We start from the raw sequence: 25,531 nt of genomic DNA, 5'->3' as shown, positions 1-25,531 counted from the left end.
ATCCAGCTCATAGGTGGTCTCTATCCCATTCCCGTGACTATATAGACGTCTTTGTTACAGTGAATGTCGATACCGCTGCCGCGCTTTCGCCCGTCAGGCAAAGTCGGTAAGGTCGGCGCGTTTTCCCTTTGCTCGGAGCACGTTATGCCCGCCCCTGTTCTGTCCGGCCCGCAATACCTGCGTGAAGGCCTCAAGCTGGTGTTGAGCCCCAGTCTGCGATTGTTTGTACTGTTGCCACTGGCGATCAACCTGGTGCTGTTCGTCGGATTGATCTATCTGGCCAGCCACCAGTTCAGTCTGTGGGTCGATACGCTGATGCCATCGCTGCCCGACTGGCTGAGTTTTCTCAGCTACATCCTCTGGCCGATTTTCGTGGTGCTGGTGGTGTTCATGGTGTTCTTTACCTTCACCATGCTCGCCAACGTCATCGCCGCGCCGTTCAACGGTTTTCTCGCGGAGAAAGTCGAAGTGGTGGTACGCGGCACCGACGACTTCCCGGCCTTCAGCTGGGGCGAGCTCATCGCGATGATCCCGCGCACGCTGGTCCGGGAAATGCGCAAGCTCGGCTACTTTCTGCCGCGGGCGATCGGGCTGTTCATTCTGTCCTTCATCCCGGTGGTGAACATCATCGCCGCGCCGCTGTGGCTGTTGTTCGGCGTGTGGATGATGGCGATCCAGTACATCGACTACCCGGCGGACAACCACAAGCTCGGCTGGAACGAGATGCTCGCCTGGCTGCGCGAGAAGCGCTGGCAGAGCATGAGTTTCGGCGGCAGCGTTTATCTGGTGCTGCTGATTCCGGTGGTCAACATCCTGATGATGCCGGCAGCCGTGGCCGGGGCGACGTTGTTCTGGGTGCGCGAGCGCGGTGCCGAGAATCTGGTGACACAACGCTGAGTCGTTCACAAATCCATCATCCCACCGTCACAACGACGACATGGCCCCAGTCGACACTGGGGTCATGACGACAGCTCTGCATATCACCCTGATCACCGAAACCTTCCCCCCGGAAATCAACGGCGTGGCCAACACCCTGGGCCGCTTGTGCGACGGTTTGCGCGCGCGCGGGCATCAGGTGGAATTGGTGCGGCCGCGTCAGGGTTGCGATCAGCAACTGAACAGCGACGATGCGTTGATGCTGTGCCGGGGCTGGCCGCTCCCAGGTTATCCGGGTTTGCAATGGGGTCAGTCGTCGATGCACAAGCTGTTGCGACGCTGGAAGCGCCATCGCCCCGACGTGCTGTACATCGCCACCGAAGGGCCGTTGGGCCTGTCGGCGTTGCGTGCAGCACGGCGCCTGGGGATTTCGGTGGTCAGCGGGTTTCACACCAATTTTCAGCAATACTCCAGTCAGTACGGGCTCGGTCTGCTGACGCGGCTGCTGACCCACTACCTGCGCTGGTTCCATAACCGCTCGACCATGACTCTGGTGCCCAGCGTCAGCCAGCGCATGGAACTGGAGCGACGAAATTTCGAACGCCTGGCGCTGCTGTCTCGAGGGGTCGACAGCCAGTTGTTTCACCCGACCAAACGCTTGAGCGCCCTGCGTGAACAATGGGGATTGGCTGAGGAAGACATTGCGGTCATCCACGTCGGGCGCCTGGCCCCGGAAAAGAATCTTGGTCTGCTCAAGCGTGCCTTCGATAACCTCATGGCGACTTATCCACAGCGCAATCTGAAATTGATCGTGGTCGGTGACGGCCCGCAGCGTCAGGCGCTGGAAAAGGAAATGCCCGAGGCGATTTTCTGTGGCGCACAACGCGGTGAAGCCCTGGCCTGTCACTACGCTTGCGGGGATGTGTTTCTGTTTCCGAGCCTGACCGAAACCTTTGGCAATGTGGTGCTGGAGGCGCTTGCTTCGGGGCTTGGCGTGGTCGCTTACGATCAAGCGGCGGCGGCTCAGCATATTCGTCACGGTTACAACGGCGTGCTGGCGATGCCAGGAGATGAAGAGGCGTTTTGCGATGCCGCGGCGTGGCTGCTGGAAGACCGGGAAACCTTGCGTTGCGTGCGGCTCAATGCGCGCCAGCATGCCAGCCGCCAGGGTTGGGCGACGATTATCGAGCAGTTTGAGGGGCAGTTGCGCGGGGCTTGTGCCGGGGAGATGGTGGTGCCGGATGTACCAACTATTCCTTAATTTTTTGTGATTTTGTGATTTTGAGATCGCCATCGCCAGCAAGCCGGCTCCTACAGATTCTGAGAAGTTGTAGGAGCCGGCTTGCTGGCGATGGCGTCAATGCAGACGCCGCTTAAACCAGCGTCATCAACGCCTCACGGCTGAACGGCAGGATGTCTTCTTCACGACCATCCCGCACTTTCTGCGCCCAGTCCGGATCCACCAGCAACGCACGGCCGACCGCTACCAGGTCGAACTCCTCGTTGTTCAGGCGCTCCAGCAGTTTTTCCAGGCTGGCCGGTTGCGCGACCTTGTCGGTGTTGACCATGAATTGCAGGAACTCGCCATCCAGGCCGACGCTGCCCACGGTGATGGTCGGTTTGCCGGTGAGTTGGCGCGTCCAGCCAGCCAGGTTCAGTTCGGAACCGTCGAATTCCGGCTCCCAGAAGCGACGAGTCGAGCAGTGGAAAATATCCACGCCGGCATCCGATAGCGGCTTGAGGAAATCACCCAGGGCTTCCGGTGTTTGTACCAGGCGCGCGGTGTAATCCTGCTGCTTCCACTGGGAGAAACGGAAGATGATCGGGAAGCCTTCGCCGACCGCTGCCCGCACAGCCTGAATCAACTCGATGGCGAAGCGCGAACGGTTGGCCAGGCTGCCGCCGTACTCGTCGGTACGCTGGTTGCTGCCTTCCCAGAAGAACTGATCGACCAGATAACCGTGGGCACCGTGGATTTCCACCCCGTCCATGCCGATGCTCTGGGCATCCTTGGCCGCTTGGGCGAACGCGGCAATCACGTCCTGGATATCCTGCTTGGTCATGCCGTGCACCACGACCTGACCGTCCTTCACTTTTTCCGACGGCCCGTAACCCGGCACGCTGGCGTCCGGCTCGGTACCGATACGGCGCACGCTGCCCACGTGCCACAGTTGCGGAACGATCTTGCCGCCTTCGGCGTGAACCGCGTCGACGACTTTTTTCCAGCCAGCCAGTGCGGCTTCACCGTAGAAATGCGGAACGTTCGGGTAACCGTTGGAAGCCTGGTGACCGACGGTCGTGCCTTCGGTGATGATCAGGCCGACACCTGCCGCGGCGCGACGACGGTAGTATTCGATCACTTTCGAATTAGGCACGCCACCCGGGGAAAAGGAACGGGTCATCGGCGCCATGACGACGCGGGTCGGCAGTTCGAGGGTGCCGAGGTGGAACGGTTTGAACAGGGCTTTGACAGGCATGGGACGCTCCACGGAAGAATGACTTTATGACGACTATAATATGGAGAGTCCGCCGCGTTGAACAGCACTATTGATTGCAGTGATTTAGCACTAAAAGATCGTCAATAACGTAGGAGCCGGCTTGCTGGCGAATCAGACGACGCGGTGTGTCAGGGACACCGCATTCGCTGGCAAGCCAGCTCCTACAGGGGGGGAGATATCAGCTCAGCGCTTTTTCTATTGCGTGAACGATGGTTGGATCGTCCGGAGCGGTACGTGGCGAGAACCGCGCCAACACACGACCGTCCTTGCCCAGCAGGAATTTTTCGAAGTTCCAGGTAATGTCACCCGGGAATTCCGCGCCCTCGCCCGCCAGCAGGCGATACAACTGATGACGGTCATGCCCGTTGACTTCCAGCTTGCTGGACAGCGGAAACGTCACGCCATAGTTGAGGCTGCAGAAATCCTTGATCTCTTGTTCGCTGCCTGGTTCCTGCCCGGCAAACTGGTTGCACGGCAAGCCCAGGACGCTGAAACCCTTGGCCTTGAATTGCTGGTAGAGGTTTTCCAGCGCTGCGTACTGCGGGGTCAAGCCACATTTGGAGGCGACATTGACCACCAGCACGACTTGCCCTTTGAAAGGCGCCAGCGGTAGCTCCTGTCCATCCAGGGCTGTCAATTTAAGGTCGTGAAAAGCACTCATGACGTACTCCAGATTCCCGTGTTCTTCTCGATACAGCCTCTTGGCGGTGTCGGCCGCAGACTAAAAAGGCGCCCTCGGGCGCCTCTCCAGTTATCTGAGCTTAGCGCAGAAATCAGTGGTGATGGCCACCTTCGCCATGGACGTGACCATGGGCGATTTCTTCCTGGCTGGCATCACGGATGTTGATGATCTTGACCTGGAAGTTCAGGCGCTGACCCGCCAACGGGTGGTTGCCGTCGACAGTCACGTCGTCGCCGTCCAGATCGCGGATGGTCACGATCTGCATCTGGCCGTCTGGCGCGGATGCGTGGAACTGCATGCCCACTTCCAGTTCGTCAACGCCTTCGAACATGCTGCGGCTCAGGGTGCTGACCAGTTCGGCAGCGTATTCGCCGTAAGCGTCTTCAGGTTCTACGGCTACAGTCAGTTCGTCGCCGACTGCTTTGCCTTCCAGGGCTTTTTCCAGGCCCGGGATGATGTTGCCTGCGCCTTGCAGGTAGACCAGCGGCGCGCCGCCGGCGGAGCTGTCGATGACCTCACCAGCGTCGTTGGTCAGGGTATAGTCGATGGAGACAGCCTTATTGGCGGCGATCAGCATGGGGCGAGACCTTTTGCATAAGAATATTGAAAGACCAAGTTTAGCGAAGCAATCGTCCGAAAGCGAACACAACCCGGACAGACGGGATTCGACGATCACCGGCTTCCATCAGGACGAAGACGGCCACTGGGTGGCCGAGCTTTCCTGCGGCCATACCCAACATCTGCGACACCAGCCACCCTGGCAATCCCGGGCCTGGGTGATGGACCCCGCGCAACGCCTGGAAAAAATAGGCCAGTCCTTTGACTGCGGTTGGTGCGCACAAGGCTCGGTTAGCGATAACCTTGGCGACTGAATTTCGGTAGATCGCCAGTTATAGGCTTTCACCATTGCCATGCACCTCCAGAGAATCCGCATGCAAACTTTTTTTATCGCGCCCACCGATTTTGGTGTCGGTCTGACCTCCATCAGCCTCGGGCTGGTGCGCACACTTGAGCGGGCCGGGCTCAAGGTTGGTTTTTTCAAACCCATCGCTCAGCCGCATCCCGGTGATACGGGACCTGAGCGATCCACCGAACTGGTGGCGCGCACCCACGGGTTGAAACCGCCTCAGCCATTGGGCCTGGCCCACGTCGAGCGCATGCTTGGCGACGGTCAGCTGGATGAGTTGCTCGAAGAAATCATCACGCTTTATCAGCAAGCCGCGGTCGGCAAAGACGTGCTGATCGTCGAAGGCATGGTCCCGACCCGCAGCGCCAGTTACGCTGCGCGGGTCAACTTGCACCTGGCCAAGAGCCTGGACGCCGAGGTGATCCTGGTCTCGGCGCCGGAAAACGAAGTGCTGACCGAACTCTCCGGTCGCGTGGAGTTGCAGGCGCAGCTGTTTGGCGGCCCGAAAGACCCGAAAGTGCTCGGCGTGATTCTCAACAAGGTCAAGACTGACGAAAGCATGGAGGCCTTCGCTTCACGCCTCAAAGAGCATTCGCCGTTGCTGCGTAGCGGAGACTTCCGTCTGCTGGGCTGCATCCCGTTCCAGCCGGAACTGAACGCCCCGCGCACCCGCGACGTCGCCGACTTGATGGGCGCACAAGTGCTCAACGCCGGGGACTATGAAACCCGGCGCATGACCAAAATCATCATCTGCGCCCGCACCATGCGCAACACCGTGGAGCTGCTCAAGCCCGGCGTGCTGGTGGTGACCCCCGGCGATCGCGACGACATCATCCTCGCCGTCAGCCTCGCGGCCATGAACGGCGTTCCATTGGCCGGCCTGTTGCTGACCAGTGACACCCTGCCCGACCCGCGCATCATGGACCTTTGCCGTGGCGCCTTGCAGGCCGGTCTGCCGGTGTTGTCGGTAAGCACCGGTTCCTACGACACCGCCAACCAGCTCAATGGCCTGAACAAGGAAATCCCGATTGACGACCGCGAGCGTGCGGAGATCATCACCGATTTCGTCGCCAGCCATCTGGATGCCAACTGGCTGCACCAGCGCTGCGGCACCCCGCGTGAAATGCGTTTGTCGCCGGCGGTGTTCCGCTATCAATTGATCCAGCGTGCCCAGGTCGCGAACAAACGCATCGTGTTGCCCGAAGGCTGCGAGCCGCTGACCGTGCAAGCCGCGGCAATCTGTCAGGCCCGTGGCATCGCGCGTTGCGTGTTGCTGGCCAAACCCGAGGATGTGCAAGCCGTCGCCCGCGCCCAGGGGATCGAGCTGCCGCCAGGCTTGGAAATACTTGATCCGGACCTGATCCGCGAACGCTACGTCGAGCCGATGGTTTCCCTGCGCAAGAGCAAAAGCCTCAACGCGCCAATGGCCGAGCAGCAACTGGAAGACACCGTCGTGATCGGCACCATGATGCTGGCGCTCGATGAAGTCGATGGCCTGGTGTCGGGCGTGATTCACTCCACCGCCAACACCATTCGCCCTGCCCTTCAACTGATTAAGACGGCGCCGGGTTGCACGCTGGTGTCGTCGGTGTTCTTCATGCTGTTTCCAGAGGAAGTGCTGGTCTACGGTGACTGCGTAATGAACCCGCACCCAAGCGCCAGCGAACTGGCCGAGATCGCCCTGCAAAGCGCGGATTCGGCGGCGGCCTTCGGCATCACGCCGCGGGTGGCGATGATCAGCTATTCCAGTGGCGAATCGGCCAGCGGCGAAGAAGTCGAGAAGGTCCGCGAAGCGACCCTCCTCGCCCATGAACAGCAAAGCTCGCTGCTGATCGACGGCCCATTGCAATACGACGCCGCCGCCAACGAAACCGTGGCCCGACAACTGGCGCCGAACAGTCAGGTGGCCGGTCGTGCCACGGTGTTCGTGTTCCCCGACCTCAACACCGGCAACACCACCCACAAAGCCGTGCAGCGCAGCGCCGACTGCGTCAGCCTCGGACCAATGCTGCAAGGCTTGCGCAAACCGGTGAACGATTTGCCGCGCGGTGCGCAAGTCGACGACATCGTCTACACCATCGCGTTGACCGCGATTCAAGCCGCCAACCGACCTATGGATGTGTAAATGCTGGATTTCCTACCTGCTCCGCTACGCGGTGTGATTGCCGCGTTGCTGTTGGCCCTGAACACGATTTTGCTTTGCTCGTTTCTGTTCTGTGTGGCGCTCGTCAAAGTATTGCCGTTTGCCCTCACCCAGCGCCTCGCGGGCTGGCTGATGAGCCATACCCACGAAGCGTGGATCAGCCTCAACAAAGGCTGGATGAACCTGGTGCGGCGTACTCGCTGGCACGTCAGCGGGCTGCAGGGCCTGGACTATCAGCACTCGTATCTGATCACCAGCAACCACCAGAGCTGGGTCGATATCCTGGTGCTGCAATACGTGCTCAATCGGCGCATCCAGCCGCTGAAGTTTTTTCTGAAACAGGAACTGATCTGGGTGCCGGTGATGGGTCTGGCGTGGTGGGCGCTGGGCTTTCCGTTCATGAAGCGCTACTCCAAGGCGTATCTGGAGAAGCACCCGGAGAAGAAAGGCAAAGACCTGGAAACCACACGCAAGACCTGCGCTAAGTTTCGCAACAACCCGGTGGGCATTTTCAACTTTGTTGAAGGCACACGTTTTACCGAGGGCAAACATGCCCAGCAGAAATCACCGCTCCGTTATCTGCTCAAGCCCAAGGCTGGCGGCATCGCTTTTGTGCTGGATGCCATGGGCGAGCAGTTGGAATCGATCGTCAACGTGACCATCCACTATCCGGCCGGGCGCCCAGGTTTCTGGGATTTGCTGTGCGGGAATGTGGCTGATGTCGTGGCGCATTTTGAAGAGCTGAAGATTCCGCCGCAGTTCATTGGCAAGAACTACGACCAGGACGGTGAGTACCGATTGCAGTTCCAGGGCTGGATCAATCAGCTGTGGCTGGACAAGGATGCGTTGCTCGACCAGATGCACCGCGAGTATACCGCCAAGTCTTGAGGTGCCTGTTCCGGCCTCATCGCTGGCAAGCCAGCTCCCACAGTGATTCTCAGTGATCACAAGTGTTGTGTACGACCGGGAAACCTGTGGGAGCTGGCTTGCCAGCGATAGCAATCTCGAGGCAACAAAAAACCCGCCGATGATCACTCATCGGCGGGTTTTTCATTTTGCGGCTAAGGCTTAGATCGCGCCACGTTTGCGCAGCAGATCCAGCACTTGCTTGACGCCTTCATCCAGCGACACGGACTGGGTATCGATCACCAGATCGGCATCCAGCGGCACGTCGTACGGGAAGGATTCGCCCGGGATGTTGTCCCCGGCGGCCGCGTACAGACCTTGCGGATCACGCTCGGCGCATACGGTTGGCGAAGCCTGGACGTAGACCGTCAGCAGACGCTCCTTGCCGATCAGTTCCCGGGCCTGTTCACGACCTTCGGCATTTGGGGCAACAAACGCGGCCAGGGTCAGCAGACCCGCCTCGTTGAACTGACGCGCCACGTGCGCGGCACGACGCCAGTTCTCGGTACGCCCGGCGCGATCCTGTGGCAGACCTTTATTCAGGTCATGGCGCAGGTTCTGGCCATCGAGCACAAACACCGCACGACCCAGGTCGAACAGCTTGCGTTCAACCGCATACGCCAGGGTGCTTTTACCAGCGCCGGACAAGCCGCTGAACAATACGGTGGCCGGTTGCTGGCCGAAGCGCTGGGCGCGTTCTTCGGTGGCGACGTGAGCCAGTTTGCCGTGGTGCGTGCTGGTGCCGTGTGCCAGAGGCTGGGCGACGATCATGCCCGCGCCGACGGTGCCGTTGGTCAAGCGGTCGATGATGATGAACGCGCCGGTGGTGCGGTTGCTGTCGTAACCGTCGAGGGCAATCGGCGCATCGAGCGCGATCTTGACCTTGCCGATTTCGTTCAGCTGCAACGCGCTGGCCGGGCCTTCTTCAAGCGTGTTGACGTCGACCTTGTTGACGATGCTGGCGATGGAGCCCGGCACGTAACTGGTGGCGCGCTTGATGTCGTACTTCTTGCCCGGCAGCATCGGCTCTTCAGCCATCCACACCAGCATCGCTTCGAAGCTGTCGGTCACTGGCGGCACGTTGTCGGCATGCACCAACAGGTCGCCACGGGAGATATCGATTTCGTCTTCCATGGTCAGCGTTACGGCTTGACCAGGACCGGCGTGTTCCAGCTCACCTTCGAAGGTGACGATGGATTTCACGCGGCTGCTCTTGCCCGACGGCAGCACCACAACTTCGTCGCCTTTCTTGACGATGCCGCTGGCCAGCGTGCCGGCGAAGCCACGGAAGTTCAGGTTCGGACGGTTGACGTACTGCACCGGGAAACGCAGGTCGGTGAAATTGCGATCGCCCGCCACTTCCACGGTCTCGAGAATTTCCATCAGCGACTGGCCGGTGTACCACGGCGAGCGCTCGGATTTGTTCACCACGTTGTCGCCCTTCAGCGCCGACATCGGCACGAAGTGCATGCTCGTCGGCTTGAGCTTCAGGCCTTCGGCGAACTGCAGGTAATCAGCCTTGATCGACTCGAACACGCCCTGATCGAAGCCCTTGAGGTCCATCTTGTTGATGGCGACCACGATGTGCTTGATGCCCAGCAACGAGGCGATGAAGCTGTGGCGACGGGTCTGGGTCTGCACGCCGTAACGGGCGTCGACCAGGATGATCGCCAGGTCACAGGTGGACGCACCAGTGGCCATGTTGCGGGTGTACTGCTCATGGCCGGGAGTGTCGGCGATGATGAATTTGCGCTTGGCGGTGGAGAAATAGCGGTACGCAACATCGATGGTGATGCCTTGTTCGCGCTCGGCCTGCAAGCCGTCGACCAGCAACGCCAGGTCGATGTCTTCGCCGGTGGTGCCAACTTTTTTCGAGTCGCGGGTGATCGCTTCCAGGTGATCTTCGTAGATCATCTTGGAGTCGTGCAGCAAGCGCCCGATCAGGGTGCTCTTGCCGTCGTCGACGTTACCGCAGGTCAGAAAGCGCAGCAGCTCTTTACGTTCGTGCTGGCCCAGGTAGGCGAGGATGTCCTCGCTGATCAAATCAGATTGGTGGCTCATTGCATTCAAGCTCCAAGCTGTAAGCTTCAAGCGGCAAGCTTGTCGGCGTACAGCTAGTCAGAAATTTTATTGATCAACCCGCTAAGCATTTTTGAAAGCTCGCGAGATTCTGAAATCCAAAGTGCCGCCAACGGTTCTCTGATGTAACCAATTTCACTGCCAATAATTATCTGTGTCCGTAGCTCCCCGCAGGAGGCTTTAGCTATCGACAGAAATCGACATTTTTCTTTTGCAGTGAAACGTTCCATTCCCTCGGCAATATTGCTGGGAATCGAAAGCCCTGAACGAGTGATCTGACTTTTGAAAGCCACATCACCGCATTCGGCCATTTCCTTGTAGAGGTTGACTGCTAATGCTTTGGCTCTTTGCCAAAAAACCAGTTTCTCGAAATCCATTTCGAAACCCGCTTTTGATTCGCTTGCAGCTTGCCGCTTGAAGCTTGCAACTGCTTCTTAGAAATAACCTTGACGTTTTTTGTCTTCCATCGAGCCTGCGCCATCGTGGTCGATGACACGGCCCTGGCGCTCGGAAGTTCGCGTCAGGAGCATTTCCTGAATGATGTCCGTCAGGCTTTCGGCCTCGGACTCCACCGCGCCCGTCAACGGGTAGCAACCAAGGGTACGGAAACGCACTTTCTTTTTGACGATGCGGGCTTTGTCTTCATCGCTCAGGTGTTCGAGGATGCGCTCGTCGTCGATCATGATCAGTGTGCCGTTCTTCTCGATGACTTCACGCTCGGCGGCGAAGTACAGCGGGACGATCGGGATGCCTTCAAGGTAGATGTACTGCCAGATGTCCAGCTCGGTCCAGTTCGACAACGGGAATACACGAATGGATTCGCCCTTGTTGACCTTGCCGTTGTAGACGTTCCACAACTCCGGGCGCTGGTTTTTCGGGTCCCAGCGGTGCTTGCTGTCGCGGAACGAGTACACGCGCTCTTTGGCGCGGGATTTCTCTTCGTCGCGGCGGGCACCACCAAAAGCGGCGTCGAAACCATACTTGTCGAGAGCCTGTTTCAGGCCTTCGGTCTTCATGATGTCGGTGTGTTTGGCACTGCCGTGGGTGAACGGGTTGATGCCCTGCGCAACGCCTTCCGGGTTGACGTGGGTGATCAGGTCCAGGCCCAGCTCGGCGACCATCTTGTCGCGGAAGCTGTACATCTCCTGGAATTTCCACTGGGTGTCGACGTGCATCACCGGAAACGGCAGCTTGCCAGGGAAGAATGCCTTGCGTGCCAGGTGCAGCATCACGGCGGAGTCTTTACCGATGGAGTACAGCATCACCGGGTTATCGAACTCGGCGGCCACCTCGCGGATGATGTGGATGCTTTCCGCCTCCAGCTGTTTCAGATGCGTCAGTTTGTCGACCATGGCTACTCACGAAATCTTTCTTATGAACGGCCAGCGGGCCGTGTTCGAGCGGGGAATCCTAGCACAGCGACCCCTTCTAATCAGGACGCCAACTAGATCGAAAGAGCATATGAATATGCCTGCTCGTTTGGGCGATACAGAGCTTCTGTAGGAGCGAGCAGGCTCGCGATGGTCGTCAACGATAACGCTGGAAACCTGACACCCGGTGTTGTTCTCAGGTTCATCGCGAGCATGCTCGCTCCTACAGTGTCGCGTTCATCGTCAGATCGGATTCGGGCAGTCGATGAAGATGTGCTCCAGTGCAAAGCGCCGCGCCAGGTAATCCCCCAAGGCCTGGACGCCATAACGCTCGGTAGCATGATGACCGGCGGCGATAAAACTGATGTCATTTTCCCGGGCACTGTGGAAGGTTTGCTCCGACGCTTCGCCACTGAGGTAAAGATCGACACCCGCGAGTACGGCCTGATCGATGTACCCCTGACCGCCGCCCGTGCACCAGCCGACCCGGCGAATCATTTGGCTGCCCTCAATCAACAAGGGTTCACGGCCCATGACTTCCTGCACTCGACGGGCGAAGTCTCGGGCCATCATCGGTTCATTCAACGAGCCGACCAAACCGACGATTTTCAGGTTATCGGGATCGAGCGGGCCTTCGACGGTGATGTCGAGCTGCCGTGCCAACTGCACGTTGTTGCCTACATCCGGATGCAGATCGAGCGGCAAGTGATAGGACAGCAGGCTGATATCGTGCTTGAGCAACGTCTTCAAGCGGCGTTGCTTCATCCCGGTGATGCAAGGATTCTCGCCTTTCCAGAAATAGCCGTGATGCACCAGTACCAGATCGGCATTGGCTTCTACCGCGGCATCCAACAACGCCTGGCTGGCAGTGACGCCGCTGACGATGCGCATCACCTGCGGCCGGCCCTCGACCTGCAGGCCGTTGGGGCAGTAATCGGCAATTTTCGAACTGCCGAGGTAGCGATCGGCTTCTTCGACCAGTGTGCTCAGGGCGACGGCCATAAAAGACTCCTAAATATCCCGTTCAGAGGCACGCGCGGCCTCGTATAATGCGCGTCATTATGAGCGGTCTCATACCGCCTGCAACTCTCTCAGGACGTGCTTAATGCTCAAGGCGCTGCGTTTTTCCGGCTGGCCGCTGTTGGCCGGCGTGCTTGTCGCTCTGTTAATCATCCAGCGTTACCCGCAGTGGGTCGGGCTTCCAAGCCTCGACGTCAACCTGCAACAAGCCCCGCAGACCACCAGCATGCAGCAGGGCCCGGTGTCCTACTCCGACGCGGTGATCATCGCCGCGCCGTCCGTGGTGAACCTGTACACCACCAAAGTCATCAACAAACCCAGCCATCCGCTGTTCGAGGACCCGCAGTTCCGGCGCTTCTTCGGCGATAATTCGCCCAAGCAGAAGCGCATGGAATCGAGCCTCGGCTCCGGCGTGATCATGAGCCCGGAAGGCTACATCCTGACCAACAACCACGTCACCAGCGGTGCCGACCAGATCGTGGTGGCCCTCAAGGACGGACGTGAGACGCTGGCCCGGGTGATCGGCAGCGATCCGGAAACCGATCTCGCGGTACTGAAAATCGACCTCAAAACCCTGCCTTCGATTACTGTCGGTCGCTCCGACAACATCCGCATCGGCGACGTCGCGCTGGCCATCGGCAACCCGTTCGGCGTCGGCCAGACCGTGACCATGGGCATCATCAGCGCCACCGGGCGCAATCAGCTGGGCCTGAACAACTACGAAGACTTCATCCAGACCGACGCCGCCATCAACCCCGGCAACTCCGGTGGTGCGCTGGTGGACGCCAACGGCAACCTGACCGGTATCAACACGGCGATTTTCTCCAAGTCCGGCGGCTCACAAGGCATCGGTTTCGCCATCCCGGTCAAACTGGCCATGGAAGTGATGAAGTCGATCATTGAACACGGCCAGGTGATTCGCGGCTGGCTGGGCATTGAAGTTCAGCCATTGAGCCAGGAACTGGCGGAGTCCTTTGGTTTGTCCGGGCGTCCGGGCATTGTGGTCGCCGGGATCTTCCGCGACGGGCCGGCACAGAAGGCCGGCCTGCAACTGGGCGACGTGATTCTCGCCATCGACGGCGAACCAGCCGGTGACGGTCGTCGCTCGATGAACCAGGTGGCACGGATCAAACCGACCGACAAGGTCACGATCCAGGTGATGCGCAATGGCAAGGAATTGAAGCTCACCGCGGAAATCGGCTTGCGTCCGCCGCCGGCACCTGTGAAAGAGAAAGAAGAAGAGTAAGCAGACGTCACATGTCCTGTGGGAGCGTGGCTTGCCCGCGATAGGAACACCGCGGTGTATCAGCTTTACCGCGTTATCGTTCATCGCGGGCAAGCCACGCTCCCACAAGGGGATAGAAGTGCTTTAGAGATCGCTGAGGCCGTCGATCAACGCCTGATTCTGCTCTGGCGTACCAATCGAGATCCGCAGGAACTGGGCAATCCGCTCCTGCTTGAAGTGCCGCACGATCACGCCTTGCTCGCGCAACTTCGCCGCCAGACCCGCTGCATCGTGCTTCGGGTGACGGGCGAAGATGAAGTTCGCGGCCGACGGCAGGACTTCAAAACCCTTCGCCTGCAATTGCCCGATGACGTTCTCGCGGCTGTCGATGACCAATTGGCAGGTCTTGTCGAAGTACTCACGGTCGTCGAACGCCGCAGCGGCACCGACAATCGCCAGACGATCCAGCGGATAGGAGTTGAAGCTGTTCTTGATCCGTTCCAACGCCTCGATCAGGTCCGGATGCCCCACCGCCAGGCCAACCCGCAGACCAGCCAGGGAGCGGGATTTTGACAGGGTCTGGGTGACCAGCAGATTCGGATAACGGTCCACCAAGGTGATTGCCGTTTCACCGCCGAAATCGATGTAAGCCTCGTCCACCACGACCACCGAATCCGGGCTGGCCTTGAGGATCTGCTCCACCGCTTCCAGCGCCAACAGGCAACCGGTCGGCGCGTTCGGATTCGGGAAGATGATCCCGCCGTTCGGCTTGGCGTAGTCCGCCGGGTTGATCTGGAACTGTTCGTCCAGCGGCACCGCGTCGAATTTGATGCCGTACAACCCGCAGTAGACCGGATAGAAGCTGTAGCTGATGTCCGGGAACAGCAGTGGCTGATCGTGCTGCAGCAAACCGTGAAAGATGTGCGCCAGGACTTCATCGGAACCGTTGCCGAGGAACACCTGATTGCCTTGCACGCCGTAGTACCTGGCGACGGCTTGCTTGAGCACATCGCCGTTCGGGTCCGGATACAGACGCAAGTTGTCGTTCAGTTCGGTCTGCATCGCAGCCAGGGCTTTGGGCGATGGACCGTACGGGTTTTCGTTGGTATTGAGTTTCACCAGTTTCGTCAGCTTCGGTTGTTCGCCCGGTACATAAGGCACCAGATCCTTGACGAACGGGCTCCAGAATTTGCTCATGTTCAGTTTCCCTTTTGTTCGTCGACGATGCGGTATTCGGCACTGCGGGCGTGGGCGGTCAGCGACTCGCCACGGGCCAGCACGGAAGCGGTCTTGCCCAGAACGGATGCGCCCTGCTCGGAGCAGAAGATGATCGACGAGCGTTTCTGGAAGTCATACACACCCAGCGGCGATGAGAACCGCGCGGTGCCGGAGGTTGGCAACACGTGGTTCGGGCCTGCGCAGTAATCGCCCAGCGCTTCAGAGGTGTGACGGCCCATGAAGATTGCACCGGCGTGGCGGATCTGCGGCAGCCAGGCTTGGGGATCGGCCACCGACAATTCCAGATGCTCCGGCGCGATGCGGTTGGCGACTTCGATGGCTTGCTCCATGTCGCGCACCTTGATCAGCGCCCCACGGCCGTTGATCGAGGTCTCGATGATGGCGGCGCGTTCCATGGTCGGCATCAGTTTGCTGATGCTCGCAGCGACCTTGTCGAGGAATTCGGCGTCGGGGCTGACCAGAATTGCCTGGGCGTCTTCGTCGTGCTCGGCCTGGGAAAACAGGTCCATGGCGATCCAGTCCGGATCGGTCTGGCCGTCGCACACCACGAGGATTTCGGACGGGCCGGCGATCATGTCGATACCGACCTGGCCGAACACGTGACGCTTGGCGGTGGCGACATAGATGTTGCCCGGACCGACCACTTTATCGACCTTCGGTACGCTTTCAGTGCCGTAGGCCAACGCCGCAACTGCCTGCGCGCCACCAATGGTGAACACGCGATCGACGCCCGCGATGCAAGCGGCGGCCAGTACCAGCTCATTGATTTCACCACGCGGGGTCGGCACGACCATGACCACTTCGGTCACGCCGGCGACCTTGGCCGGAATCGCATTCATCAATACTGACGACGGATACGACGCCTTGCCGCCCGGCACGTACAAACCTGCACGGTCCAACGGCGTGACTTTCTGGCCCAGCACCGTGCCGTCGGCCTCGGTGTAGCTCCAGGAATCCTGCTTCTGCTTTTCGTGGTAGCTGCGCACGCGGGCGGCGGCGACTTCCAGCGCTTCGCGCTGAGGCACGGTGATGCGGGTCAGTGCCAGTTCCAGACGCTCACGCGGCAGGATCAGGTCGGCCATGGATTTCACGTCCAGCCCGTCGAACTGCCGGGTGAAGTCCACCAGTGCCGCGTCGCCACGTTCACGAACGGCCTTGATGATGTCCAGCACTCGCTGATTGACCGAGTCGTCAGACACACTTTCCCAGCTCAGCAGATGATCCAGATGATGTGCGAAATCCGGGTCAGCAGCGTTGAGTCGGCGAATTGCAGTCGGTGCGGTCATAGCGAGAGCCTCATAGGAATGGCAAAAACTCAGGCGCCCTAACTTAGCAGTCGTTTCCGCTTGGGCACCTGAGATTCTGGCTATGAGGCGGATAGACGGGCGCGACTCAAGGTCGCGCAGGTAAATCAGCCGCGGTGTCGAGACTCCACTGCCTTGCGCAGGGTGTCGATCAACGCCTGGATACGGGCGTGCTGCATTTTCATCGAAGCCTTGTTGACGATCAGACGGGAACTGATGGCCGCGATAAAGTCCTGTGGCTCCAGGCCATTGGCCCGCAGCGTGTTGCCGGTGTCGACCACGTCGATGATCTTGTCCGCCAGACCGATCAGTGGCGCCAGCTCCATCGAGCCGTACAGCTTGATGATGTCGACCTGACGGCCCTGTTCGGCGTAGTAGCGCTTGGCAACGTTGACGAACTTGGTGGCGATACGCAGACGGCCCTTGGGCTCGACGGCGCCGACCTTACCGGCGGTCATCAGCTTGCACTGGGCAATTTGCAGGTCCAGCGGCTCGTACAGGCCCTGGCCGCCGTATTCCATCAGCACATCTTTACCCGCAACACCGAGGTCGGCGGCACCGTGCTCGACGTAAGTCGGCACATCGGTAGCGCGCACGATCAGCAGACGGACATCGTCCTGGGTCGTGGGGATGATCAGCTTGCGGCTCTTGTCCGGATTCTCGGTCGGCACGATGCCCGCTTCAGCCAGAAGCGGCAAAGTATCGTCAAGGATGCGGCCCTTGGACAGTGCGATAGTCAGCATGGGAAACGTCAGCCCTTAATCAGGAATCTTATGCCCGGTCGCAAACGGCGCCGGACACGCATCGAGCCGGAAACCGGCTCGACATACAACAAATCCATTGGGCACGTCCTTGTGCCCGTGCAGCAGAAACTAGCCCGGAACGCGGCGAATCTTGGCGCCCAGCATCTGCAGTTTCTCTTCGATGCACTCGTAGCCACGGTCGATGTGGTAGATGCGGTCGATCAGGGTGTCGCCTTCGGCGATCAGAGCCGAGATCACCAGGCTGGCCGAAGCCCGCAGGTCGGTAGCCATCACTGGCGCGCCCTTGAGTTTTTCGATACCGGTGACAATCGCGGTGTTGCCTTCGACCTGGATGTGAGCCCCCATGCGATGCAGTTCGTAGACGTGCATGAAGCGGTTTTCGAAGATCGTCTCGATCACAGCGCCCGTGCCTTCGGCAATGGCGTTGAGGGAAATGAACTGCGCCTGCATGTCAGTCGGGAATGCCGGGTACGGAGCGGTCCGCACGTTGACGGCTTTTGGCCGCTTGCCGTGCATGTTCAGCTCGATCCAGTCTTCGCCACAGGTGATTTCGGCACCGGCTTCGCGGAGTTTTTCCAGAACGGCTTCGAGAATGGTCGGATCAGTGTCCTTGACCTTCACGCGGCCGCCAGTCACGGCAGCGGCAACCAGGTAGGTACCGGTTTCGATACGGTCTGGCATCACCTTGTAAGTGGTGGTGTGCAGACGCTCGACGCCATCGATGGTGATGGTGTCGGTGCCAGCGCCGGAAACCTTGGCGCCCATGGCGTTCAGGAAGTTCGCCAGGTCGACCACTTCCGGCTCGCGCGCGGCGTTGGCCAGGACGCTGCGGCCCTTGGCCAGAGCGGCTGCCATCATGATGTTTTCGGTACCGGTCACGCTGACGGTATCGAAGAAGAAGTGCGCGCCGCGCAGGCCACCTTCAGGCGCCTTGGCCTTGATGTAGCCGCCTTCGACGTCGATGACCGCGCCCATGGCTTCGAGACCACGAATGTGCAGGTCAACCGGACGCGAACCGATGGCGCAACCGCCAGGCAGAGCGACTTCGGCTTCGCCAAAACGGGCAACCATCGGACCCAGTACCAGGATCGACGCACGCATGGTTTTAACCAGTTCGTACGGCGCGATCAGGGTCTTGATGGTGCGCGGGTCGATTTCGACGGACAGTTTCTCGTCGATCACCGGCTCGATCCCCATGCGACCGAACAGTTCGATCATGGTGGTGATGTCGTGCAGGTGCGGCAGGTTGGCAACGGTCACGGGACCGTCGCACAGCAGCGTGGCCGCCAGGATCGGCAGGGCAGAGTTCTTTGCCCCGGAGATGCGGATTTCGCCGTCAAGACGAGCACCGCCAGTAATAATCAATTTATCCATAAGAATCTCGACGCCCTTGGGCTCAGGTGCGCTCGGCCCAGGCCGCGCTGCTGAAAAATTTCATAGTGACCGCATGGATGCTGCCATCGGTGATCCATGGGTTCAAATGGGCATAGATCTGCTGCTGACGCTTCACCGGGCTCAACGCCGCCAGTTCATCGCTAATCACGTTCAGCTGGAAATTGCAGCCTTCGCCCTCGACTTCTACCAACGTTCCGGGCAGCTTTCCTTCAAGGAAGCTCTTCACTTCTACGGCCTGCATGCTCAACCTCAATCGGCGCCCTGTGCGCGCGGGTCGGACATCATACAAAAAAGCCCCGCGCCTGCGAACCCCGCGGAGCAGGACTCTGACGGGGGGCTTTTTTATCGATGCGGGTTAGGGATGCGTCAACAGCTCGGTCAGCTCACTGACCTGGGCGATTTCACGCATGTCTTCTGGCATCGCACGAATGCTCAGGGCCTTGCCGGCCGCCTGGGCATCACGCATGAAGCACAGCAACAATGACAGGCCGACGCTGCTGGACTTCGTCACAGCCGAACAATCAACCACCAGCGCCGCGGCAGTGCTGGCCTTGATCAGCGCCCGCCCCTGCTCGCGCAGGCCGGGGCCGCTGCGGTAATCCAGCACGCCGCTGAGCCGCAGCTCGCCAGCGTCGTCCATCAGGACGGCCGATTCACTCATTGGGTTTGCTTCTCGGTGGATTCCTTGGCCTTGGCGACTTCACCGGCCCAACCATTGATGGTCTTGTCCAGGTCGTTGCCATTGCGCTGCATCGCATCGGCGAACTGATCACGGAACAGCTTGCCAATGTTGATGCCGTTGATGATGACGTTACGCAGCTTCCACTCGCCATTGATCTTTTCCAGCGTATAGGAAACCGGATAGATCGCGCCGTTGCTGCCCTTGACCGTCATGCCAACGCTGGTGCGGTCGCCCGACTCGTCCTTGGCAGGATCAACGACGATGCCCTGGTTGTTGTATTCCAGCAAGGCATTGCCATAGAACTGGAACAGACCTTTTTTGAAGTTTTCTTCAAAGGTCTTCATTTGCTCCGGTGTAGCTTTGCGCGAGTACTTGACCGTCATGATGCTCTTGGAAATGCCTTCGGCATCCACGACAGGCCCGACAATGCTATTCAGCGCCGCATAGAAATCCTGCGGATCCTGCTTGTACTTCTCTTTGTTGGCCGCCAGGTCGGCGAGCAAACGGGTAGTAGTGTCCTGTACCAGTTCGTGCGCTGAAGGTGCCGCCACGGCATTGGCTACCAATGGCAGCGCCGCGAGCAGTACCAACAGGCCACGTCGCAAGGTAGAGATCATTTAACAGTTCCTCATTTGGCGTCTTTGCTAACGGTATTGAGCAGGAATTTACCGATCAGGTCTTCAAGCACCAGCGACGACTGGGTGTCGTGGATGGTTCCACCGTCCTTGAGCAGGGAATCTTCGCCGCCCACGCTGATACCGATGTACTTCTCGCCCAACAGACCGGCGGTCAGGATAGATGCCGTGGAATCAGCCGGCAGGTTATCGACACGCTTTTCCACTTCCAGGGTCACACGACCGGTAAAGCTGTCGCGATCCAGATCGATCGCGGTGACCTTGCCGATGGTCACACCGGCCATGGTCACTTTGGCTCTGACCGTCAAACCGGCGATATTGTCAAAGTATGCATAAAGTTTATAGGTGTCGGTGCTCGGGCTCGGGGACAGTCCACTGACCCGCAACGCCAACAGCAGCAAAGCCAGGATGCCAGCCAGCAAGAAAAGGCCGACACCGATTTCCAGGGTGCGGTTTTGCATCAGAAATCTCCAAACATCAAGGCAGTCAGAATAAAGTCCAGGCCGAGCACTGCCAACGAGGCATACACAACGGTCTTGGTAGTGGCTCGGCTGATCCCCTCGGAAGTAGGGTCACAGTCATAGCCTTGGAATACGGCGATCCACGTCACGACAAAGGCGAAGACAATGCTTTTGATGATCCCGTTGAGCACATCGTCGGCGAAGGTCACGCTGTTCTGCATGTTCGACCAGTAGGAGCCTTCGTAGACACCCAGCCAGTCGACAGCCACCCACGAACCACCCCAGATGCCCACGACGCTGAAAATCATGGCCAGCACCGGCAGGGAAATGAAGCCGGCCCACAGGCGCGGGGCAATGATGTACTTGAGCGGGTCGACGCCAATCATTTCCAGGCTGGATAACTGCTCGGTGGACTTCATGTTGCCGATTTCGGCCGTCAGCGCCGAACCGGCACGTCCGGCGAACAGCAAGGCAGTCACCACAGGCCCCAGTTCACGCAACAGCGTCAGCGCGACCATTTGCCCGACGGCCTGCTCGGAGCCATAGCTCGACAGGATGTTGAACCCTTGCAGCGCCAGCACCATACCGATGAACACCCCGGAGACCACGATGATCACCAGGGACATCACGCCTACCGAATGCAGTTGCTTGACCAGCAGCCCGAAACCGCCACCGATACCGCCACGGCCCAGCAAAGCGTGGAACAGAAACAGCGCCGAGCGTCCGAACACCGCCAGCACGTCGATACCCGCCTGGCCGAACCGGCGTACGCGCTCTATTAATGAAATTTTGCGCATCAGCGCTTCCCCAGAAGATCTGCGCGGTAATCCGTCGCTGGAAAGTGGTACGGAACCGGGCCATCGGGGTCGCCAGTCATGAACTGACGAATGCGGGGGTCATCCGAATTCATCAACTCGTCAGGCGTGCCCTGCCCCAGCACCTGGCCGTCACCCACGACATAGATATAGTCCGCAATGCTCGCGGTCTCGGCCAGGTCGTGGGAAACCACGATACTGGTGATACCCAGCGCATCGTTGAGCAGGCGGATCAGGCGCACCAGTACGCCCATGGCGATCGGGTCCTGGCCGACAAAGGGTTCGTCGTACATGAGAATCTGCGGATCAAGCGCAATCGCCCGTGCCAGCGCGACACGACGCTTCATACCGCCGGACAATTCGTCGGGCATCAGGTCGATGGCGCCGCGCAAGCCTACCGCCTGCAATTTAAGCAGGACGATGTCGCGGATCATTTCTTCCGGCAGCCCGGTGTGAACGCGCAGCGGAAAAGCCACGTTCTCGAACACATCGAGATCGGTGAACAGTGCGCCACTCTGAAACAGCACACCCATATGCTTGCGGGCATCGAACAGATCGCTGCGCGACAGCTTCGGCAGGTTCTGCCCGTTGACCCAGACTTCGCCCTTGGTAGGGCGCAATTGCGCGCCCATCAAACGCAACAGCGTGGTCTTGCCACACCCGGAAGGCCCCATGATGCCGGTGACCTTACCGCGCGGGATACGGATATCGACGTTATTGAAAATGCTGCGCGCACCGCGCTTGAAGGTCAGTCCCTTCAGCTCGACCGCGTAGGCGTTATCGGCACTCATCTAAACTCCTTGCGATGCAGCCTCTCACTCGGACGCCTGACTTTCTGACGAAAGCACATACCTTCCGGGCAGGCCGAACTGGCGGCGAACTATATCACTGCAACCGCTGCGCGCCCAAGGCCATTGCCGGGTCATCTTCAGCGCGACGCCCGGCAAGACGCTTCTTTCAGAGGGATTAAGTAACAAGGAATGACAATGCGTAACGAACTTGCGTGAGGGTTTCGAACATAAACGCTATAATCGCCGCCTTTTCATCGGGCTATACGATTTCAGACATGAGCCAATCCAGCGACCTGATTCAATCGGCACAACGCACCATCCGCCTCGAGGTAGAAGCCGTACAAGGCCTGCTGCCCCACATCGACGCAGATTTCGTACGCGCTTGCGAGATGATTCTGGCCAGCAAAGGCCGCGTGGTCGTGGTCGGCATGGGCAAGTCAGGGCACATCGGCAACAAGATCGCCGCCACCCTGGCCAGCACCGGCACCACGGCCTTTTTTGTGCACCCGGCCGAAGCCAGTCACGGCGACATGGGCATGATCACCCGTGACGACGTCATCCTGGCACTCTCGAACTCCGGCTCCACCAACGAAATCGTGACTTTGCTGCCACTGATCAAGCGTTTGGGCATTCAGTTGATCAGCATGACCGGCAACCCCGCCTCGCCGCTGGCCAAGGCTGCCGAGGTCAACCTGAACGTGCATGTCGAGCACGAAGCCTGCCCGCTGAACCTGGCACCGACCTCCTCGACCACCGCCGCACTGGTTATGGGCGACGCCTTGGCCGTTGCGTTACTGGAGGCCCGCGGCTTTACCGCCGAAGACTTCGCTTTTTCCCATCCCGGCGGCGCCCTGGGCCGACGCCTGTTGCTGAAAGTGGAAAATGTCATGCACGCCGGGCAGGAGCTGCCGCAAGTTCAGCGCGGCACCCTGCTCAAGGACGCCCTGATGGAAATGACCCGCAAGGGGCTGGGCATGACGGTAGTCCTGGAGGCCGATGGCAAACTGGCAGGGATTTTCACCGACGGTGACTTGCGTCGCACGCTGGACCGCAGCATCGATATCCACAGCACTACGATCGATCAGGTCATGACGGCTCACGGCAAGACTGCCCGAGCCGAAATGCTTGCCGCCGAAGCGCTGAAAATCATGGAAGATCACAAGATCAGCGCGCTGGTCGTGGTCGATAGTGAAGACCGCCCTGTCGGCGCGTTGAACATGCACGACTTGCTGCGCGCGGGAGTAATGTAATGAACACGGACCTGCTGCAACGCGGCAAACAGATCAAGCTGGCGGTTTTCGACGTCGACGGCGTTCTCACCGATGGGCGCCTGTACTTTCTCGAAGACGGCAGCGAATTCAAGACGTTCAACACTCTGGACGGCCAAGGCATCAAGATGCTGATGGCAGCTGGTGTACAGACCGCTATCATCAGCGGCCGAAAGACCCCGGTGGTCGAGCGTCGAGCGAAGAACCTCGGTATCCCGCACCTGTTTCAGGGTCGCGAAGACAAACTGGTCGTTCTCGACGGTCTTCTGGAGCAACTAGGCTTAAGCTATGAACAGGTCGCCTACCTGGGCGATGACCTGCCAGACCTGCCGGTGATCCGTCGCGTTGGTCTGGGCATGGCAGTGGCCAACGCCGCCAGCTTCGTGCGCGAACACGCTCACGGCGTCACCGCTGCCCGCGGTGGCGAAGGCGCCGCTCGCGAATTCTGCGAATTGATCCTGCGTGCCCAGGATCGCCTCGATGCAGCCAACGCTGCATACCTGTGAGCCCTATATGTTGAGCAAAAAGATTCGCAGTATTTTGTTGTTCGGTTGCATCGCGGCGATATTCGCCGCGGTCGGCTACTGGAACATCAGCCCGGAACGCTTCCTCGACAAGCCGGTTGTGCGTGCCAATGAAAGCGAGATCGACTATTACGCCATCAACGCCCACAGCGTACAGTTCCTGCCGGATGGTAAATTGCAGTACGAAATGACCTCCGACAAGGTCGAACACCTGAAAGCGACCGAAGTTACCTTGCTGACCAATCCCGACCTGAACATGTTCCGCGGTACCGAATTCCCGTGGCACGTCCAGAGCGAGAAAGGCGAGGTCAATCCCGATGGCACCGAGGTCGAACTGATCGACTCGGTACGCATCACACGCTTCGACGAAAAAAACCGCAGAACCCTGATCACCACCACTCGCATGACCGTGTTCCCGCAGCAGCAATATGCGCAGACCGAGCAAGACGTTAGAATCGACGGCGCTGGCGGTGTCTCGACTGGCAAGGGAATGAAGGCGTATTTGAAAGAAAGCAGGATACACCTGCTATCGAACGTAAGAGGACAGTATGAGGCTCGTTAAAACACTCCCTATTTTGCTCAGTCTGGGCGCAGCACTGGGAAGCGTGAGCGCCTGGGCTCTGCCGGACGATCAGCAACAGCCTATTCGCATTCAGGCCGACGACGCCCAACTGGACGACAAGAACGGTATTGCTACCTATACGGGCGATGTGATCATCACCCAGGGCTCGATGAAGGTCACCGGCAACAAAGTGACCATGACCCGCACCCCGGCCGGCGATATCGATGTAGTGACCTCCGTGGGCAACCTCGCCTACTTCGAGCAACTGCAAACCGCTGGCGATACGAAACCTGTTCAGGGTTATGGCGTGACCATCCAGTACCACGCCTCGCAAGACCGCGTCGTGCTGATCGACCGCGCCAAAGTCATCGACAAGGATGGCAACATCACCCAAGGCGAAAAAATCGTCTACGACACAAACAAGAAGCTGGCCAGCGCCGGTCGCGCCACCGGCAGCAAAGTCACCGAGTCGCGCCCACGCATCGACATGGTGATTCAGCCGAAAAAGAAAACTGACGAGCAGAAGGCCCAGTAATGGCAACTCTGAAAGCTCAGCACCTGGCCAAGGCCTACAAGAGTCGCCAGGTCGTGCGTGACGTCAGCCTGTCCATCGACAGCGGCCAGATCGTCGGCCTGCTCGGCCCGAACGGCGCCGGCAAGACCACCTGCTTCTACATGATCGTCGGCCTGGTGCAGGCCGACCAGGGTCGCGTTCTGATCGACGACCTGGACGTCAGCCACCAGCCGATGCACGGTCGTGCGAAGGCCGGCATCGGTTATCTGCCGCAAGAAGCGTCGATTTTCCGCAAGCTCTCGGTGGCCGACAACATCATGGCGATCCTCGAGACCCGCAAGGAACTCGACAAGGCAGATCGTCGCAAGGAACTGGAAAGCCTGCTTCAGGAATTCCACATCAGCCACATTCGCGACAACCTGGGCATGAGCCTGTCCGGCGGTGAACGTCGCCGCGTGGAAATCGCCCGCGCACTGGCCACCAATCCGAAATTCATTCTCCTCGATGAACCCTTCGCCGGCGTGGACCCGATCTCGGTGGGCGATATCAAACAGATCATCTATCACCTCAAGGCCAAAGGCATTGGCGTACTGATCACCGACCACAACGTCCGTGAAACCCTGGACATCTGCGAAACGGCCTATATCGTCAATGATGGCCAGCTGATTGCCGAAGGTGACGCAGAAACGATCCTGGCCAACGATCTGGTCAAGGAAGTTTACCTGGGGCACGAATTCCGCCTGTAATGACTGCGCTCGCTGGTTTGCGCACGGGCGCCGACCGACATATCGACAAAGGTTTTCGTTTTTATTGTTACAGCGGTCTAGGCAAAGGCCTCTGATTCAGGCATATAACTTGCTTAAGTTTGGCG

At 59.4% G+C, this 25,531-nt stretch carries 28 protein-coding genes; 11 read left to right on the top strand and 17 right to left on the bottom strand.

Annotated features, from left to right (window positions below; all coding sequences use genetic code 11):
* Window positions 1–144: 144 nt before the first annotated feature.
* Together cysZ and QYH43_RS00840 are read left to right on the top strand one after the other, a co-directional pair.
* Window positions 145–897: a sulfate transporter CysZ gene (gene cysZ / locus QYH43_RS00845; protein WP_095059860.1), complete on the top strand. Its 753-nt coding sequence runs from the start codon at window positions 145–147 to the stop codon at window positions 895–897.
* Window positions 898–937: 40 nt separating this feature from the next.
* Entirely contained in the window at window positions 938–2,137 is a 1,200-nt protein-coding gene (locus QYH43_RS00840) for a glycosyltransferase family 1 protein (RefSeq protein ID WP_095059861.1), read from the top strand.
* A gap of 112 nt (window positions 2,138–2,249) precedes the next feature.
* On the opposite strand, the gene QYH43_RS00835 is transcribed toward QYH43_RS00840, so the two are convergent.
* The 3 genes from QYH43_RS00835 to QYH43_RS00825 form a co-directional block, all read right to left on the bottom strand.
* Window positions 2,250–3,353 (bottom strand): NADH:flavin oxidoreductase, encoded by a 1,104-nt coding sequence (locus QYH43_RS00835; protein ID WP_095059862.1) that lies wholly within the window; start codon window positions 3,351–3,353, stop codon window positions 2,250–2,252.
* A gap of 199 nt (window positions 3,354–3,552) precedes the next feature.
* A complete protein-coding gene (locus QYH43_RS00830) occupies window positions 3,553–4,035 on the bottom strand; it encodes a glutathione peroxidase (RefSeq protein WP_095059863.1) in 483 nt (160 codons plus the stop codon).
* A gap of 112 nt (window positions 4,036–4,147) precedes the next feature.
* Window positions 4,148–4,633 carry a peptidylprolyl isomerase gene (locus QYH43_RS00825; RefSeq protein WP_008054392.1) on the bottom strand — a complete coding sequence of 162 codons (486 nt, stop codon included), beginning with the start codon at window positions 4,631–4,633 and terminating at the stop codon, window positions 4,148–4,150.
* Here QYH43_RS00825 and QYH43_RS00820 point away from each other — a divergent pair.
* Genes QYH43_RS00820 through QYH43_RS00810 form a run of 3 tightly spaced genes read left to right on the top strand, consistent with a single transcriptional unit; the run spans window position 4,602 to window position 7,994 of the window.
* Window positions 4,602–4,928, top strand: coding sequence for a DUF3565 domain-containing protein (locus tag QYH43_RS00820; RefSeq protein ID WP_095059870.1), 327 nt, complete (start codon window positions 4,602–4,604; stop codon window positions 4,926–4,928). The genes QYH43_RS00825 and QYH43_RS00820 overlap by 32 nt on opposite strands.
* A gap of 60 nt (window positions 4,929–4,988) precedes the next feature.
* Window positions 4,989–7,088, top strand: a complete 2,100-nt coding sequence (pta, locus tag QYH43_RS00815) for a phosphate acetyltransferase (RefSeq protein WP_095059864.1) — start codon at window positions 4,989–4,991, stop codon at window positions 7,086–7,088.
* Window positions 7,089–7,994, top strand: coding sequence for an acyltransferase (locus tag QYH43_RS00810; RefSeq protein WP_301155894.1), 906 nt, complete (start codon window positions 7,089–7,091; stop codon window positions 7,992–7,994).
* A gap of 180 nt (window positions 7,995–8,174) precedes the next feature.
* Here the strand turns inward: QYH43_RS00810 and cysN are convergent, their stop codons facing one another.
* From cysN to QYH43_RS00790, 4 genes are all read right to left on the bottom strand, one after another.
* Window positions 8,175–10,073 (bottom strand): sulfate adenylyltransferase subunit CysN, encoded by a 1,899-nt coding sequence (cysN, locus tag QYH43_RS00805; protein ID WP_095061759.1) that lies wholly within the window; start codon window positions 10,071–10,073, stop codon window positions 8,175–8,177.
* Window positions 10,074–10,126: 53 nt separating this feature from the next.
* Window positions 10,127–10,468, bottom strand: a complete 342-nt coding sequence (locus QYH43_RS00800; RefSeq protein ID WP_095061757.1) for a four helix bundle protein — start codon at window positions 10,466–10,468, stop codon at window positions 10,127–10,129.
* Window positions 10,469–10,525: 57 nt separating this feature from the next.
* On the bottom strand, window positions 10,526–11,443 hold the full coding sequence (gene cysD, locus QYH43_RS00795; RefSeq protein ID WP_053154630.1) for a sulfate adenylyltransferase subunit CysD: 918 nt from the start codon (window positions 11,441–11,443) through the stop codon (window positions 10,526–10,528).
* 261 nt (window positions 11,444–11,704) lie between these two features.
* Window positions 11,705–12,463: a Nif3-like dinuclear metal center hexameric protein gene (locus QYH43_RS00790; protein ID WP_095061755.1), complete on the bottom strand. Its 759-nt coding sequence runs from the start codon at window positions 12,461–12,463 to the stop codon at window positions 11,705–11,707.
* Window positions 12,464–12,566: 103 nt separating this feature from the next.
* Here QYH43_RS00790 and algW point away from each other — a divergent pair, with 103 nt between their 5' ends.
* Complete coding sequence (gene algW, locus QYH43_RS00785) at window positions 12,567–13,727, top strand: Do family serine endopeptidase AlgW (RefSeq protein ID WP_095061753.1); 1,161 nt, start codon at window positions 12,567–12,569, stop codon at window positions 13,725–13,727.
* A 123-nt stretch (window positions 13,728–13,850) separates the two neighbouring features.
* On the opposite strand, the gene hisC is transcribed toward algW, so the two are convergent.
* The 10 genes from hisC to QYH43_RS00735 all read right to left on the bottom strand — a co-directional run bounded on the left by hisC (window position 13,851) and on the right by QYH43_RS00735 (window position 21,792).
* Window positions 13,851–14,903, bottom strand: a complete 1,053-nt coding sequence (gene hisC, locus QYH43_RS00780; RefSeq protein ID WP_095058451.1) for a histidinol-phosphate transaminase — start codon at window positions 14,901–14,903, stop codon at window positions 13,851–13,853.
* Between the two features lie 2 nt (window positions 14,904–14,905).
* Window positions 14,906–16,231, bottom strand: a complete 1,326-nt coding sequence (gene hisD / locus QYH43_RS00775; protein ID WP_095058450.1) for a histidinol dehydrogenase — start codon at window positions 16,229–16,231, stop codon at window positions 14,906–14,908.
* Window positions 16,232–16,356: 125 nt separating this feature from the next.
* The gene (gene hisG / locus QYH43_RS00770; protein WP_007970278.1) at window positions 16,357–16,992 is read right to left on the bottom strand and encodes an ATP phosphoribosyltransferase; all 636 of its coding nucleotides are present in this window, start codon (window positions 16,990–16,992) and stop codon (window positions 16,357–16,359) included.
* Window positions 16,993–17,121: 129 nt separating this feature from the next.
* A complete protein-coding gene (murA, locus tag QYH43_RS00765) occupies window positions 17,122–18,387 on the bottom strand; it encodes a UDP-N-acetylglucosamine 1-carboxyvinyltransferase (RefSeq protein WP_053154618.1) in 1,266 nt (421 codons plus the stop codon).
* 22 nt (window positions 18,388–18,409) lie between these two features.
* Window positions 18,410–18,649, bottom strand: a complete 240-nt coding sequence (locus QYH43_RS00760) for a BolA family protein (RefSeq protein ID WP_007912386.1) — start codon at window positions 18,647–18,649, stop codon at window positions 18,410–18,412.
* A 114-nt stretch (window positions 18,650–18,763) separates the two neighbouring features.
* The gene (locus QYH43_RS00755; RefSeq protein ID WP_095058449.1) at window positions 18,764–19,069 is read right to left on the bottom strand and encodes a lipid asymmetry maintenance protein MlaB; all 306 of its coding nucleotides are present in this window, start codon (window positions 19,067–19,069) and stop codon (window positions 18,764–18,766) included.
* Complete coding sequence (locus QYH43_RS00750) at window positions 19,066–19,707, bottom strand: phospholipid-binding protein MlaC (RefSeq protein ID WP_095058448.1); 642 nt, start codon at window positions 19,705–19,707, stop codon at window positions 19,066–19,068. The genes QYH43_RS00755 and QYH43_RS00750 overlap by 4 nt, the downstream gene beginning before the upstream one ends.
* 11 nt (window positions 19,708–19,718) lie before the next feature.
* Window positions 19,719–20,186, bottom strand: a complete 468-nt coding sequence (mlaD, locus tag QYH43_RS00745) for an outer membrane lipid asymmetry maintenance protein MlaD (RefSeq protein WP_095058447.1) — start codon at window positions 20,184–20,186, stop codon at window positions 19,719–19,721.
* On the bottom strand, window positions 20,186–20,983 hold the full coding sequence (gene mlaE / locus QYH43_RS00740; protein ID WP_095058446.1) for a lipid asymmetry maintenance ABC transporter permease subunit MlaE: 798 nt from the start codon (window positions 20,981–20,983) through the stop codon (window positions 20,186–20,188). Before mlaE ends, mlaD begins: the two co-directional genes overlap by 1 nt.
* Entirely contained in the window at window positions 20,983–21,792 is an 810-nt protein-coding gene (locus QYH43_RS00735; RefSeq protein ID WP_095058445.1) for an ATP-binding cassette domain-containing protein, read from the bottom strand. The genes mlaE and QYH43_RS00735 overlap by 1 nt, the downstream gene beginning before the upstream one ends.
* Window positions 21,793–22,067: 275 nt before the next feature.
* On the opposite strand from QYH43_RS00735, the gene QYH43_RS00730 reads away from it, so the two are divergent.
* The 5 genes from QYH43_RS00730 to lptB are packed head-to-tail and all read left to right on the top strand — an operon-like array spanning window position 22,068 to window position 25,406.
* Complete coding sequence (locus QYH43_RS00730; RefSeq protein ID WP_095058444.1) at window positions 22,068–23,042, top strand: KpsF/GutQ family sugar-phosphate isomerase; 975 nt, start codon at window positions 22,068–22,070, stop codon at window positions 23,040–23,042.
* A complete protein-coding gene (locus tag QYH43_RS00725) occupies window positions 23,042–23,566 on the top strand; it encodes an HAD family hydrolase (protein WP_095058443.1) in 525 nt (174 codons plus the stop codon). Before QYH43_RS00730 ends, QYH43_RS00725 begins: the two co-directional genes overlap by 1 nt.
* Window positions 23,567–23,573: 7 nt before the next feature.
* Entirely contained in the window at window positions 23,574–24,146 is a 573-nt protein-coding gene (lptC, locus tag QYH43_RS00720) for an LPS export ABC transporter periplasmic protein LptC (protein WP_095058456.1), read from the top strand.
* On the top strand, window positions 24,133–24,681 hold the full coding sequence (gene lptA, locus QYH43_RS00715; protein WP_095058442.1) for a lipopolysaccharide transport periplasmic protein LptA: 549 nt from the start codon (window positions 24,133–24,135) through the stop codon (window positions 24,679–24,681). The genes lptC and lptA overlap by 14 nt, the downstream gene beginning before the upstream one ends.
* On the top strand, window positions 24,681–25,406 hold the full coding sequence (gene lptB / locus QYH43_RS00710) for an LPS export ABC transporter ATP-binding protein (protein WP_301155891.1): 726 nt from the start codon (window positions 24,681–24,683) through the stop codon (window positions 25,404–25,406). The genes lptA and lptB overlap by 1 nt, the downstream gene beginning before the upstream one ends.
* Window positions 25,407–25,531: the final 125 nt, after the last annotated feature.

Source organism: Pseudomonas sp. C32 (genome assembly GCF_030417915.1).
Classification (GTDB): domain Bacteria; phylum Pseudomonadota; class Gammaproteobacteria; order Pseudomonadales; family Pseudomonadaceae; genus Aquipseudomonas.
This window is presented reverse-complemented; position numbering and strand designations above follow the sequence as displayed.